Genomic DNA, 13,304 nt, shown 5'->3' on the forward strand with positions numbered 1-13,304 from the left:
CCCAGCATGAGCGCGGCACCAAGGAAGTCCGAGTAGCGGAATACCCGCATCTTGGCGATCGCCGTCTCGAACACGGCGAGCAGGAATCCGGTCGCCGCGAGCTTTGCGAGATAGGCGGCGAGGCCGATCAAGTAGGCCGCCGGGCCTCGCCCGCGCTCGCCAACGCCCGCCGCAGTAGGTACGGCAGCACCGCGGCACGCAGCACCAGCACCCCGGCCGCCACCGTCCACAACTCACCGGACCGCTCGTGGGCGGCCAGGACCGCGACCAGCGCGGCGAGCGCGACCCCCTGCAGCGCGAACACCCGGATGATCACCGCGAGTTCGCGGCGCCACAGCACCAGTACCGCGGTCAGCAACAACGCGCCACAGGCCAGGTCCAGCAGCTGGACGAACAGCGTCTCGCTCATCACCATTCTCTTCCGGTTCGTCAGGCGAGAAAGAAGGAGGCGCCGACGGCCAGCAGCGCGAGCACGAACGACCCGGCCAGCAGTTCGGGCACCCGGAACAGCCGCAGTTTGGCCAGGAACACCTCACCCGCCGCCAACATCACACCCAGCAGGCCGACCTTGACCGCCAGCACCACCACTCCGACCAGCAGCGCGAGCGGGGCGGCGGTGGTGGCGATGCCCCAGGGCAGGAACAGGTTCGCGAGCAGCCCGAGGAACACGGACAGTCGCATCGCCGATGCCAGTTCGACCAGGGCGAGGTCGGGCCCGGCGTACTCGAGGATCATCGCCTCGTGCACCATCGTCAGCTCCAGGTGCGTGGACGGGTTGTCCACCGGCAACCGGCCGGTCTCGGCGATGATCACCACGACCAGGGCGACCGCGGCGAGCAGGCTGGCCGGGGAGATCACCCGCCCGGGGTCGTGCACCGTGGCGGCGACGATCGCGGCGAGGTTGGTCGATCCGACCCGTACCGACAGCGCGAAGATCGCGACCAGCAGTGTCGGCTCCACCAGGGCGAGGATGGTCATCTCGCGGCTGGCGCCCATGCCGCCGAACGCGGTGCCGGTGTCCAGCCCGGCCAGCGCCAACGCGACCGCGCCCAGCGCGAGCAGCGCGACGACCGCGAACAGGTCCGCCGCGGGGTCGATCGCGGAGTCGGTGGTGACGAACGGCGCGACCACGGTGACCACCAGCGTGGTGGCCACCAGCAGCAGCGGTGCGACCCGGAACACCTCGCTGGTGCCGCGTGGGGTGATCCGTTCCTTGCCGAACAGTTTCCGCAGGTCCCGCCACGGCTGGCCGACGCCGGCGCCGGCGCGGCCTTCCAGCTTGGCCCGGACCTGCCGCATCAGCCCGACCAGCAGCGGTGCGCCGGCCACGATGAGCACCGGCTGCACCACCGCGCCGACGAGGCCGGCCGTGGTCATCGGGTCACCGCCAGCAGGAGCAACACACCGGACACGGTGTAGAAGCCGTAGCCGAGGTACCGGTGCACACTCCCCGTCGCCAACCGGCGCCCGACCCGGCCCCACGCGGCGACCAGGCTCAGGACGGGTTGGTAGAGGCGGCGTTCGATCCGATCCGGCACCGTGCGCCGGTACTCCACAGCGGCCACCAGATACCGCGACTCCTCGTGATGGGTCACGTCCACGTCGGTCTCGGGCCGCACGACGTTGTCGAACACCCGCTGCAAGGGCTCGGCGAACGAGGTCGCCGTGTACTCCATCCGCGCCGACATCGGCCCGCCGCCGCAGTCCCACGACCGCGCCTCCCGCCGCACCGTCCGCTGTGTGGCCCGGCGGGCGGTGACCGCGCGCACCACACCCACGGCCAGCACGAGCGCGGCGAGCAACGCCAGGGTGAGGACCAGCGGTGACAGGGCTCCGGTGACTCCGGTCAGCCGCAGCGTCACCGCCGCCGCCACCGCCGGTTCACCGGCGCCCAACACCACACCCGACGCGCTGGCCACCGCCGGCAGCACCACGCTGGGCAGCAGCGCCAACACCACGCACCCCACCGCGGCGAGACCCATGGCGGCGCGCATGGTGGGTGGGCTTTCGCGGGCGGTGGCGGCGGCTTCGCTGCGTGGTTTGGCCAGGAACCCGACGCCGAACGCCTTGACGAAGGTGGCCACCGCCAGCCCGGCGGTCAACGCGACCGCCGCGACCGCCACCGGCATCGCGATCGCCAACACCGTCCCACCCGCGGCGCCTGTCCCGGACGGCAGGCCGTGGATGAGCGCCTGCAACAGCAGCCACTCGGACACGAACGCCGTCCCCGGCGGCAGCGCCGAGCCCGCCAGCGCACCCACACCAAACGCCCAGGTGGTCTGCGGCATCCCCGACCGCAGACCACCGAGCGCGTCCAGGTCCCGGCTGCCGGTGGCGTGGAGCACCGACCCGGCCGCCAGGAACAGCAGCGTCTTGAACGCCGCATGATTGATCACGTGCAACAGCGCCGCGGTCAGCGCCACCCCCGCCAACACCCGGTCACCCGAGGAGGTGAACAGCCCGGCCGCGCCGACCGCGACGAAGACCAGGCCCATGTTCTCCGTCGTCGACTGCCCCAACAGCCGCTTGAGGTCGGTGCTCATCGCGGCCTGCAGGATCCCGTACACCGCCGAGATCGCCCCGAGCGCGAGGACCAGCAGCCACCACCAGGTCGGGCCGCCGCCGAGCAGGTCGAACCCGACCCGCACCACCCCGTACACACCCAGGTTCACCATCGCCGCGGACATCAACGCCGACACGTGACTCGGCGCCTCCGGATGCGCCCGCGGTAGCCAGGCGTGCAGCGGCACGATCCCCGCCTTCGACGCGAACCCCGCCAACGTCAGCACGAACACCACCCCGGCCACCGCCGGGGACAGGTCCCGGCCGGCGTCGCGCAGCGCGGTGAACGAGTCGTCGGTGGCGGGGCCGGCGAACACCACCAGCCCGATCAGCACCGCCACGAAGCCGAGGTGGGTCATGACCGCATACCAGCGGCCCGCCGCCGCCACCTCCGAACGCCGCCGGTGCTCGGCTACCACCAACAGCAGCGACAACAGGGCCATCAGCTCCCAGCACACCAGGAAGCTGCCCACACTCGCCGCCGCCGGCACCAGCAGCATCGCCACCACGAACAGCGGGAACACCGCCTGCACCGGCCGCGCGTCCAACCCGTGCGAGCGGGTGTAGGAGATCCCGTAGACCCCGGCCGCGACCGCGACCCCGCCGGTCACCGCGACGAACACCCCACCCAACGCGTCCAGCGTGAACGACACCCCGAACAGCGGCAACACAGCCGGCAACCGCACCGAGAACGTTCCGCCGCTCGTGGCGGCGACCCCGGCCACCACCCCCGCCGCCCCGGCGAGCGCGGTGCCCGACCCCACCACCGTGGACCGTGTCCGCGCCGGGATCACCACCCCGGCCACCGCCGCCAGCACCGCGATCGTGCCCGCGACGGCCAGCGCTGTCGCCGCGAGGCTCATCGCCCGGTCAGCTTCCGCAGGCCCTCGACGATCGCCTCCGGCCGCGGCGGGCAGCCCGGGATCTCCACATCCACCGGCACGATGTCGCGCACCGCCCCGGCCACCCCGTACGCCCCGGCGAACACCCCGCAGTCGCGGGCGCAGTCCCCGACCGCGACCACGGCCTTCGGGCCCGGCACCGCGTCGTAGGTCCGCCGCAGCGGCTCGGCCATGTTCCGGGTCACCGGCCCCGTCACCAGCAACGCGTCCGCGTGCCGCGGCGAGGCCACCAGCCGCGCGCCGTACCGCTCGGCGTCATAGACCGGCCCGAACACCGACCCGATCTCCACCTCACACCCGTTGCACGAACCGGCGTCCACATGCCGGACCTGCACCGACCCACCCAGTGCGGCCGCTATCGCCGGTACCTCACCGACCGCCAGTGGCGGAGCCGGTTCGGCCACCCGCCCCGTTCGGCGGATCTTGCGCCACAAACCCAGCACAGCAGTACTCCCGCATGTGGTACCGACAAACACGTTCACAGGGCACGAACGACATGGACCGTGGGATGCGGTCACCCGCCGGGCGACAGGCCAGGGATCAAGCGGGATGACGCCAAGCTCAATCACTCGGCGGCACGGAACCCGATCTACCCCCACCCGTATCCGACCCCGCCGCTGACGAGGCGGGGGTGCGCAGGTCCTCCAGCAACTCGATCTGCCCGGACAACACCCCGGTCAGGATTCGGCGCGCGACCGCGAGCAACTCCGCCACGTGCGGGCTGGTCAGCGAGTAGAATACGTTCGAGCCCTCCTTGCGCGTGGTCACCAGACCCGCGCGCCGCAGCACCGCCAACTGCTGCGACAAGTTCGTCGGCTCGATCCCCACCGCCGGCAACATCTCCGACACCGCATGCTCCCGCTGACTCAACAGCTCCAGCACCCGAATCCGCGCGGGATGTCCCAGGTTCTTGAAGAACTCCGCCTTCAACTGGTACAGAGGCCTGCTCACCAGCCCCCCTCCTCACCAGCACCCGGCACACCACCGGCGTGACCGTCGATCGCCGCCATAACCGTCGTCATAGCCGTCGATCCTTCCTGGTCAACACCCGTGGCAACGACAGAACACCTACTTACACGGTTCAACAGTTGCTAATCTTAGCAAGTCTTGAGGCCGAGGCAGGGCTTGGGCGATGCGGACCGGCCACAGACCACCTCCGCGGGCTCTGGCCCTGTGCCGCGAGGCCGGTGACCGCACCGGCGAAGCCTGGGTGCCATTGGGTGCCGGCCGAGATCGGCTGGTTCCCGGTGTCAGTCGTCGCCGTAGGTCGAACGCCGCGATCCCAACCCGACGCCCAGCTCCGACACGGGGTGCGGTCGCTGTGGGGCCTGGTCGGCGTCGGGGTGGTCCAGTTCGCTGAGAATGGCCAGGGCGTGCTGCCAAGCGGCGCAGGCGGCGTCGGGATCGCCGGCGGCGTAGCGGATGTCGCCGAGGTGGTTGAGCGTGTCGGCCTCGTTGTAGCGGTCGCCGAGCTGGCGGAACAACGCGAGGGCCTGCCGGTAGCAGCTGGTGGCCCGCCGGTGGTCGCCGAGGTGGTGATGGGCGTGGCCGAGGCTGTCCCACGTGTGGGCCGCGCCGGCGCGGTCGCCGAGTGCCTGGTGCAGGGCAAGGGCCTCGTGGCAGCAGGTGAGGGCCCGCTGGTCGTCGTCGAGCTGGGCGTGGCACCAGCCGACCTGGTTGAGCGCTCTGGCCTGCCCGTCCCGGTGGCCGGTCGCCCGGAACAGGTCGAGTGCCCGTGCCGCGTGGTCGAGCGCCTCGGCGTGGCGCCCCTGCCGCTCGAACATCCAGCCGAGGTCGAGATGGGTGTGGGCCCGGCCGACCGGGTCACCGAGCCGGCCGAACAGGTCGAGGGCGCACCGCAGCTGGGTATGGGCGTCGCCGAAGCGGCCCAGCCGGACGTACGCGCCGGCCAGGCTGCCATGGGCCCGTGCCTGGGCGGACCGGTCGGCCAATCGCCGCGCGGCGTCGACGGCGGCGTGCTGCGTGGCGGCCAGGTCGTGCCAGTGCCCCTGCCGCTCGAGGAAGGTCGCGAGGGTCCACGCCAGCTGACAGGTGTGGGTGTCGGCGGCGAGCTCGATGGCGGCCAGCAGCGCGGGGTGCTCGGTGGTGAACCAGGCCAGCGCCTGCCCGAGGTCGGCGAGCTGCGCGGCGGTCACCCCGGCGCCGGGCGCGGTCAGGGCGATCGGGTGGGCACGGTGCGGGTGGAGCAGCAGTGCCGCGCTGTGGGCGGTGTGCAGGTAGTGGTCGAGCAGCCGGTGCAGCACCCGCTGCGGCTGGTCGTCGCCGGTGTGGGCCTGTTCGGTGGCGTAGGCACGCAGCAGGTCGTGGCAGCCGTACCAGCCGGGGACCCGTTCGGTGAGCAGGTTGGCCTGGGTCAGCTCGGCCAGCAGCACCCGCACCCGCCGAACCGGGACGCCGGCGAGACTGGCCGCGGCCGCTGTCCCGATCTCCGGGCCGGGGTGCAGGCCCAGCAGGCGGAACAGCCGGGCTGCGCCGGTGCTCAACGCGCGGTAGGACCAGGAGAACACGGCCCGCACATCGGTAGCCGGGTCGCCGCCGTCGAGAGCGTCCAGCGCGCCGGTGACGTCACGCAGCTGTGCCGCCACCGTGGCGAGCCGGAAGCCGGGGTGAGTGGCGGCCCAGGCGGCGACGATGGCCAGGGCCAGCGGCAACCCGGCACAGCCGGCGATGATCGCCGCCACCGCGTCGGGCTCGTTCGCCACCCGGTCCGGCCCGAGCCGGCGCGCCAGCAGGTCGCGTGCCTCGGCCCGGGTCAGCAGGTCCACGACCAGCGGGTGCGCGCCTTCGACGGCGACCAGCGGGGTGAGCTGGTGGCGGCTGGTCACCACGACCAGGCAGCCGGGCGCACCGGGCAGCAGCGGACGGACCTGCTCGACGTCGCCGGCGTTGTCCAGCACCACGAGCACCCGCTTGCCGGCCAACACACTGCGGTACAGGCCGGTGAGCGCGTCGCGATCGGCCGGGAGTCGCGCCGCCGGCATCCCGAGGGCGTCCAGGAACCCCCGCAACGCGTCCGCCGGGTCCAGCGCCGCCCCGGCCGGGCCGAAACCACGCAGGTTCACGTACAACTGCCCGTCCGGGAACTGTGCGGCCACCCGCTGTGCCCAGTGCACGACCAGCGCGGTCTTGCCGACCCCCGCGGCGCCGGACACCACGGCAACGGCGACGGCGGTGGCGGCCACGTCGCGGTCGGTCTCCGTGCGGAGCGCGTCGAGCCGGCGCAGGTCGTCCGCCCGGCCGGTGAAAGCGGCGATCGCCGCCGGGAGCTGCGCGGGAACCGGAGCTTGCGGCGCGTCCACCGCGGGCGCCGGGCCGTGCTCGTCGGCCGGGTCGACCTCCCGGAAATAGGTGCCGAGCGCGTCGCCACCGGCCAGCACGGACCGCTCCACCTGCCGGGGCAACACACTCGGCTCGATCCCGAGCTGTTCGACGAGACCGGCCCGCAGCTCGCGGTACGCCGCGAGCGCGTCCGCCTGCCGGCCCGCCCCGTGCAGCGCCAGCATCAGCTGCGCCCACAGCCGCTCACGCAGCGGGTGCTCCCGCACCAGGACCACCAGTTCGGCGGCGAGATCGGCGAAGTTCCCCAGCCGCAGGTCGAGGTCGATCCGCCGTTCCAACACGACGAGCCGTCGTTCGTCCAGCCGGGTCGCGGCGCCGCGACAGGCGTCCAGCGGCAGATCGTGCAGGGCCGGTCCGCGCCACAGCGCGAGCGCGGCCCGCAGCGCGGCGACGGCAGCCGGATCGGACGGCCGGTTCGCCGTCCCGTGCCCCGGTTCGACCGAGGCGGCCAACTCCTCGAACCGATCCACGTCCAGTTCCCGGGGCGCGACCCGCAGCAGGTAGCCCGGCGACCGGGTCACCAGCCGCGGCCCGTCCGGACCGGCGGGCAACACGCGCCGCAACCCGGCCACGCAGCCGTGCAGCAGGCTCCGCGCGGTCGCCGGCGGATCGGTCCCCCACAGGTCGGCCACCAGTCGTTCCCGCGACACCACCCGGTTGGCGTTGAGCAGCAACACGGCGAGCAGACCGCGCTGCTGCGGCCCACCCAACGCGACCGGCCGGCCGTCGGCGAGTACCTCGAGTGGCCCGAGAACTCCGAACGTGGTCACGGTCAGCACGACGGACACGATCGACCCCTCCCCCGGGACGAGCATCCCCCCACGGGACAAGAGCCGGCGCAACCGCTACCGATACATCACCCCGCGTTCGCGTGACGTGGGGAGCACGCCCGGTCGGGCCTGCTCCCCACGTCGCGCGGTGCCTACCTGGCGCAGAACAGCGTCGTCTCCATGCTGAAGCCCCTGCTCGGCGGAACCGAGGACTGGGCGCCGAAGTCGGCGAGGTTGGGCCCGCTGGTCGAACGCGGCGAGAGGCGCTGCATGTGGGTGCCGGGCTCGGTGGTGCCGCCGGCGAGGCCGGTGAGGCGCAGCCCGGACGGGCAGGCGACGGTCGAGCTCAGGTTCGCCGCGGTGACGGTGGCGACACCGGTCTTGAGCTGCTGGATGTCACCGGCCACGAACTGCACCGCACACACCGAGTAGCTGGTGAGGGTGTAGTTGCCGGCGAACCCGTCGACGTCTTCCTTGGCGAAGGCCTGTGTGGCGGTCGCGGTCTGCCCGTTGTTGTCGGTGAAGAGGCTGAGATCCACCTGGCCGTTGCCGTTGTCGATCTTGCCGCCGGCACCGATCAGGAGCTTGCCCGCCGGACACGGCGCGGTCGCCCGGTCCGAGAGGGCCGACGTCGGCAGGTTCGGGTGCGGCACGATCACCAGGCCCAGCGCGGCCGGGACGGACGCGCAGAACGCGAAGACCTGGAAGCTCCAGCCCCCGGCGATGCCGAACTGGTCCGCCGCCGCACTGACCCTGAAGCTGTCCCCGGCGGCGGCGTGGATCGGCTGCATCTCGGTGATGACGGCGTGAATGCCGCCGACCGTGAACGCGCCACCCCCGAGCACCCGCTGACCGGCGGGGCAGTTCGCGCTGAAGGACTTGACCGGCTGGTTGTCGAACGGAATCTGGGCGACGACGACCTGTACGGAGCCGGGCGCGATGGTGGTCGCCGACGCCGGCGCCACCCCAAGCGCCTGAGCGGCGAAGACGGCGATTCCCATGACCGCCGTCGACACCCATTTCTTCGTTGAACGCCTATGCATGAACTCTCCTCGGATCCCGGTGCACTGACCCCCGAAACAGTCGAGGGCCGCCCTGGGCATCCGATGGGCATCGAATGGGTGAACGCGCACGACTATCCTGTGAACAGGCCATAGTCGCTCCCGAGTCGCATCACGTCTTGGACGTCGTGTTGTCCCCGTATCGCCGATCGCGCTCCGCCGCCAGCTGGCCCATGGATCGTCGGCAGGGCCAGAGACAGTGCCAGGTTCCCGCCACCGAAGTCCTCATGGGACGTCGAAGGGGACGCTCTTCCTGACCTGGGGGACGCTGACACTGATCGGGTTGTGCCAGCTGCTGCGCAGCGAAGTGAGCGGCTGTGCGGACGTGACGATCAGGTACGGGGTACCGGGGAAGATCGCCATGACTGAGGCGCTGTCCTGCACCCTCGGTGTCGGCTTGGCGCGGACGAGCAGTTCACCGACCGTGGCTTCCCACACCTCGCCACCGTGCTCCCACTGGACCGACCACAGCCGCGCTTCCGGCGCCGGCACGGATGCTCCGGCGAACCGAGCCAGCTCCACGTACCGCTGCTCGTACTCGCCCTCAGATGTCACCGGCAAGAAGAACTCCATGCCCGTTAGCGTCCCACGTTCAAGAGGCTCAGCCCTGCTTCCAGCACGTCCGACACAAAGGGCTAGTTCGCGTCGTCGAGCGATTCCATGTGGCGGATGGTGTTGCCGCCCTTGTGGTCGTGCGCACGGGAGTACTTGGTGTCCAGCACCTTCTCCAACTTGTGCGCGGCTCCGTTGTACGCGTCGTCGACCGAGCCCGCGTGGTGGGTCACCGCGACGGACTGCGTGCCTGCCGGGCGTGCCTCGATAACGCAGCGCTTGTCGTCGTCGGCTCGCCCGGCCGCGTCCAGGCTGAAGTGCACCTCCACACGGGTCAACCACCGGTCGAACCGCGACAGGCTGGCCGCCAGCTCGGTCGTCACGTAGGCAGCCAGCTTCTCGCCACCATGGATGTTGTGGTCGGTGTTGACCTGGATCTGCACGTGCGCCCTCCAACGGACTACGACATGTGAACGGACTACGACATGTAAGTGACGCCACACTACGCGGCCACCAGCTACCCCGTGACGAGGTGTGGTGCGTTCACGGCGCGCCGGCGGGCCTGTGGCGCTTCGATACACGAGTCCACATCGGACAGATCCCGCCGGGCGGAGGTCTGCTGTTCGGCCTGCCAGGTCTCGGTCAGCTTCGTCACCACGGAGCTGGACGGTCATCACCCGCTGCCGGGCCGTCGACGGGTCGAGGTACCAGGCCCTGGCCTCACCGAGGAGGCCGCGGCGCGCCGATTGCGAGCCGGTCCCGCGTCGCCCGCTCGTTACCGGCTCGGCGTGAGCAGCCCGTCGAGGGTGAACGCGACCAGGCGTGCGGCCTGTTCCTCGGACGCGTGCTCCCGCGTCCACGCGCCGGCGTTCATGAGCGTGAACACGTCCGCGCCCGTCACCTCCGGCCGCACCACCCCGGCCTCGATCGCCCTCGCCACCAGCCGCTCGCCGAGATCGGTCATGCGCAGGCAGGACGCGTGCAGCTCCGACGCCTCGTCGTCGACACCGTCCGCCAGGAGGGTCGCGAGCCCCTGGTAGGTCGCGGCGTGCGCGACCACCAGGTCGACCCACTGCCGCAGCGCCGCGGCCGGCGGCTCCGCGAACAGCGCCTCCCCCGCCTCGAACAGCGCCTCGTTCCGCTCCCGCAACAGCGCGCCCACCAGCGCCCGCCGGTTCGGGAAGTGGCCGTACAGCGTGCCGATCGCCACCCCGGCCCGCCGCGCGATGCCCTCCAGCGACGCGTCGGTCCCCTGCTCGCGGAACACCTCGTCCGCCTTCGCGAGCAGCCGGTCGTGGTTGCGGCGTGCGTCCGCGCGGGGGCGCCTGCCGGTGGGGCTCACCCTTGCCTCCCAGTTAAGTCGAGGTATCCTCAATTTACTACTCGAGCCACCCTCACCTTATCGGGAGACCGTGATGATCCTGGTCCTCGGCGCCACCGGCAGCATTGGTCGGCACCTCATCCCCCGCCTCGCCGGCACGGACGTCACGGCGTTCGTGCGTGACCCGGCCAAGGGCGAGGAGCTCGGCTGCCCCTGGGTGGTCGGCGACCTCGACGACCCGGACTCGGTCGCGGCCGCGATGGAGGGCGTCGACCGGGTGTTGCTCAACGCCGGCGGCGCCGTGCCCGCCGAGGGCGAGCAGCCGATGGTCCGCCAGCAGCGCACCGTGATCGACGCCGCCATCGAAGCCGGGGTCGACCACGTCGTGAAGGTGTCGGTGTGGCACGCCCGCGAGGGCGGCAGGCTCGCCGAGGGCGCGCACTGGGTCGTCGAGGAGCACCTGCGGGCCTCCGGTCTCGGCTGGAGCATCCTGGCGCCGAGCGGCTTCATGCAGAACTTCCGCACCGGCGAAGCGGTGTTCACCGAGGACGGCCACCTCCTCGGCGCGTACGGCGACAGCCGGGTGTCCTATGTGGACTGCGCGGACATCGCGGCGTGCGCGGCCGCGCTCCTGACCGGCGACCCCCGCCACGGCGAGACGTTCGTCCTGACCGGGCCGGAGGCACTCACCCACGCCGAGATCGCCGCGAAGCTGTCGGCCGTCGCGGGCCGGGAGATCCGCTACGTCGACCTCCCCGCCGCCGCGTTCGCCACCCGGCTCACCGCGCTCGGCCTGCCCGACGACTTCGCCGAGGACGTCGCCGCGCTGTTCGCCGAGGTCGCGGAGGGCAGGCTGGCCCCGACCACGACCGCGGTCGCCGACCTGACCGGGCACCCGGCGCGAACCTTCGACGAGTTCCTGCGCGACGACGCCGAGGTGATCCGCCGGTCGTGGTCGACTCGCTGAGGTCTCAGTCGACCCGGACCGCGGACCAGCTCAGCTCGTCGAGGTTGATCACGATCGCCTCCTGGGTGGTCCTGGCGATCACGACCACGGCTTCCGACTCGGGGTCGGGGTTCTCCTCGCGGTGGGGAACGTACGGGGGCACGAAGACGTAGTCGCCGGGGCCGGTCCGGATGTGGGTCTCGGTCGGTTCGTCGGCGTCGACGTCCAGGAAGACGAAGGTCGGGTTGCCGGACACGACGTAGATCGCGGTCTCGGAGGCGCCGTGGTGGTGGTTCGCGGATGCCGTCGACGCGGGCACGTGGGTCTGGCCCATCCACAGCGAGCTGGCGCCCACGGTCTTGCCGCTGATCGCTTCGAGGCGCTTCATGCCGGCGGTCTGGGTGGTCTGTCCGATGAGTCCGCCGGGCGCCACGTGTCGCAGCGCGCGGTGGAAGGGGTCGATCTCGGCGGGGACCAGGGCGCCGCTGGGCGTGCGGACGAAGCCGTCCCGGTCGCCTGCGGGGATGTGGACAGCGGACATGTCAGGCTCCTCGTGCGATGACGATTCCGGGGTTCCCGCTCGTGGCGAGCAGTCGGCGGAGGGACGCGATGGCGCACCTGCCCACCGTGCCATCCAGGCCCTGGCGGCGCCAGACGGTGAGTGGCAGCGGTTCGGACGGCGGGAGGTCACGGCGGGCGACCAGTCCTTCCGGGATGGTGCCGAAGGTCGCGAGGAGGGCCACGCCGAGTCCTGCCGCCGTCGCGGCGTGCACCCCGGCGAGCTGGCTGGCCTCGGCGCCGATCTCGGCGTGGATCCCGTACGCGGCAAGGGTTTCCAGTGCGCGGGTACGGAGCGCGCACGGGCTGTCGAACGCCACGAGTGGGACGGGACCGCTCGGTCGGGTCCACGCCGGCGCGGAGTACCACGTGAGCTCGAGCTCACCGACCGGCGCGGCACGCGGGTCGTCGGACGGGCCCGGCAGGAGCGCGAGGTCGAGCCGTCCCGCGCCGAGGGCCTCGCGCAGCGCGGTGCCGCGGTCGAGCCGGTAGCGGACGCGGTGGTCGGGCAGCGACTCGCCGAGGACGGCGGTCAGGCGGGGCAACAGCTGCGCCGCGGCGTGTTCGGTCGAGCCGATCGTCACGGTCTCCGCGCTCTCGACGCCGAAGCTGCGCAACGCCTCGTCGTGCAGCGCGAGTATCTGCCGGGCATAGCCGAGCAACTGGTCCCCGTCGGTGGTGAAGCGTGACCGCCGTCCGTCGCGCTGTACGAGCCGCCTTCCCGTCGCGGCCTCGAGTCTGCGAACATGTTGGCTCACCGCCGCCTGGCTGAGGTGGAGGTGCGTGGCCGCCCGCTGGAACCCACCGCGGTCGGCCACCGCCACGAAGCTACGCAGCGGCACGATGTCCAGTACCTGCTCCATACTTCGGAAGCTACCCGAGCACCCATCACGAAACGTGATGAATCCGCATCGTGAAACGTCGTTGGACAGTGTGGGCCGCACGAGTCATCCTCAAGCCATGAACCAGCCTGCTGACGCGATGAGCGTGCCGCTCACCTGCCGTCGCTGGCTGGACAACGCCCGCTGCGGCACCGCGATCTGTTCGCCTTCCCACCGTCCCTGAACGGCCTCCCTCGAAGGTTCCCACGTCCTGACGCTCGTCGGGGTGCGTCATTCAACCTGCCCTGGAACAGAAACGGATCACCATGTCTCGTCGCACCCTCAAGCTGGGCGCCGTACTCCTCGGGGTCGGTGGGCCGGGCCAGCACGACACCTGGCTCGACCCCGAGATCCACACCAACGCCAGCGTCGACATCAACTGGTACATCGC

13 protein-coding genes are annotated in these 13,304 nt (G+C 71.7%); 1 reads left to right on the forward strand and 12 read right to left on the reverse strand.

Annotated elements, in window-relative coordinates; genetic code table 11:
- Positions 1 to 127: 127 nt before the first annotated feature.
- From ACJ73U_RS20420 to ACJ73U_RS20465, 10 genes are all read right to left on the reverse strand, one after another.
- A complete protein-coding gene (locus ACJ73U_RS20420) occupies positions 128 to 409 on the reverse strand; it encodes a hypothetical protein (protein ID WP_407779255.1) in 282 nt (93 codons plus the stop codon).
- A gap of 20 nt (positions 410 to 429) precedes the next feature.
- Positions 430 to 1,377: a respiratory chain complex I subunit 1 family protein gene (locus ACJ73U_RS20425; RefSeq protein ID WP_407779256.1), complete on the reverse strand. Its 948-nt coding sequence runs from the start codon at positions 1,375 to 1,377 to the stop codon at positions 430 to 432.
- Complete coding sequence (locus tag ACJ73U_RS20430; RefSeq protein ID WP_407779257.1) at positions 1,374 to 3,425, reverse strand: proton-conducting transporter membrane subunit; 2,052 nt, start codon at positions 3,423 to 3,425, stop codon at positions 1,374 to 1,376. Before ACJ73U_RS20430 ends, ACJ73U_RS20425 begins: the two co-directional genes overlap by 4 nt.
- Positions 3,422 to 3,907 carry an NADH-quinone oxidoreductase subunit B family protein gene (locus tag ACJ73U_RS20435; protein WP_407779258.1) on the reverse strand — a complete coding sequence of 162 codons (486 nt, stop codon included), beginning with the start codon at positions 3,905 to 3,907 and terminating at the stop codon, positions 3,422 to 3,424. Before ACJ73U_RS20435 ends, ACJ73U_RS20430 begins: the two co-directional genes overlap by 4 nt.
- 118 nt (positions 3,908 to 4,025) lie before the next feature.
- Complete coding sequence (locus ACJ73U_RS20440; protein ID WP_407779259.1) at positions 4,026 to 4,415, reverse strand: ArsR/SmtB family transcription factor; 390 nt, start codon at positions 4,413 to 4,415, stop codon at positions 4,026 to 4,028.
- Positions 4,416 to 4,714: 299 nt separating this feature from the next.
- Positions 4,715 to 7,639: an AfsR/SARP family transcriptional regulator gene (locus tag ACJ73U_RS20445; protein ID WP_407779260.1), complete on the reverse strand. Its 2,925-nt coding sequence runs from the start codon at positions 7,637 to 7,639 to the stop codon at positions 4,715 to 4,717.
- A 107-nt stretch (positions 7,640 to 7,746) separates the two neighbouring features.
- On the reverse strand, positions 7,747 to 8,637 hold the full coding sequence (locus ACJ73U_RS20450) for a hypothetical protein (RefSeq protein ID WP_407779261.1): 891 nt from the start codon (positions 8,635 to 8,637) through the stop codon (positions 7,747 to 7,749).
- Positions 8,638 to 8,880: 243 nt separating this feature from the next.
- Positions 8,881 to 9,228: a hypothetical protein gene (locus ACJ73U_RS20455; RefSeq protein WP_407779262.1), complete on the reverse strand. Its 348-nt coding sequence runs from the start codon at positions 9,226 to 9,228 to the stop codon at positions 8,881 to 8,883.
- Positions 9,229 to 9,290: 62 nt separating this feature from the next.
- Entirely contained in the window at positions 9,291 to 9,650 is a 360-nt protein-coding gene (locus tag ACJ73U_RS20460; RefSeq protein WP_407779263.1) for an HPF/RaiA family ribosome-associated protein, read from the reverse strand.
- 332 nt (positions 9,651 to 9,982) lie between these two features.
- On the reverse strand, positions 9,983 to 10,549 hold the full coding sequence (locus tag ACJ73U_RS20465) for a TetR/AcrR family transcriptional regulator (RefSeq protein ID WP_407779264.1): 567 nt from the start codon (positions 10,547 to 10,549) through the stop codon (positions 9,983 to 9,985).
- A gap of 73 nt (positions 10,550 to 10,622) precedes the next feature.
- On the opposite strand from ACJ73U_RS20465, the gene ACJ73U_RS20470 reads away from it, so the two are divergent.
- On the forward strand, positions 10,623 to 11,495 hold the full coding sequence (locus tag ACJ73U_RS20470) for an NAD(P)H-binding protein (RefSeq protein ID WP_407779265.1): 873 nt from the start codon (positions 10,623 to 10,625) through the stop codon (positions 11,493 to 11,495).
- 4 nt (positions 11,496 to 11,499) lie between these two features.
- Here ACJ73U_RS20470 and ACJ73U_RS20475 read toward each other — a convergent pair whose 3' ends face one another.
- On the reverse strand, positions 11,500 to 12,015 hold the full coding sequence (locus ACJ73U_RS20475; protein ID WP_407779266.1) for a cupin domain-containing protein: 516 nt from the start codon (positions 12,013 to 12,015) through the stop codon (positions 11,500 to 11,502).
- Position 12,016: 1 nt separating this feature from the next.
- A complete protein-coding gene (locus tag ACJ73U_RS20480) occupies positions 12,017 to 12,895 on the reverse strand; it encodes a LysR substrate-binding domain-containing protein (RefSeq protein ID WP_407779267.1) in 879 nt (292 codons plus the stop codon).
- Positions 12,896 to 13,304: the final 409 nt, after the last annotated feature.

Source organism: Actinophytocola sp. (genome assembly GCF_045807065.1).
GTDB lineage: Bacteria > Actinomycetota > Actinomycetes > Mycobacteriales > Pseudonocardiaceae > Actinophytocola.

Bases quoted from the DNA above. Each gene is read 5' to 3' on its own strand.
- ACJ73U_RS20420 (WP_407779255.1), bottom strand. From the start codon at position 409: ATGAGCGAGACGCTGTTCGTCCAGCTGCTGGACCTGGCCTGTGGCGCG.
- ACJ73U_RS20425 (WP_407779256.1), bottom strand. From the start codon at position 1,377: ATGACCACGGCCGGCCTCGTCGGCGCGGTGGTGCAGCCGGTGCTCATC.
- ACJ73U_RS20430 (WP_407779257.1), bottom strand. From the start codon at position 3,425: ATGAGCCTCGCGGCGACAGCGCTGGCCGTCGCGGGCACGATCGCGGTG.
- ACJ73U_RS20445 (WP_407779260.1), bottom strand. From the start codon at position 7,639: ATGCTCGTCCCGGGGGAGGGGTCGATCGTGTCCGTCGTGCTGACCGTG.
- ACJ73U_RS20450 (WP_407779261.1), bottom strand. From the start codon at position 8,637: ATGCATAGGCGTTCAACGAAGAAATGGGTGTCGACGGCGGTCATGGGA.
- ACJ73U_RS20455 (WP_407779262.1), bottom strand. From the start codon at position 9,228: ATGGAGTTCTTCTTGCCGGTGACATCTGAGGGCGAGTACGAGCAGCGG.
- ACJ73U_RS20470 (WP_407779265.1), top strand. From the start codon at position 10,623: ATGATCCTGGTCCTCGGCGCCACCGGCAGCATTGGTCGGCACCTCATC.
- ACJ73U_RS20475 (WP_407779266.1), bottom strand. From the start codon at position 12,015: ATGTCCGCTGTCCACATCCCCGCAGGCGACCGGGACGGCTTCGTCCGC.
- ACJ73U_RS20480 (WP_407779267.1), bottom strand. From the start codon at position 12,895: ATGGAGCAGGTACTGGACATCGTGCCGCTGCGTAGCTTCGTGGCGGTG.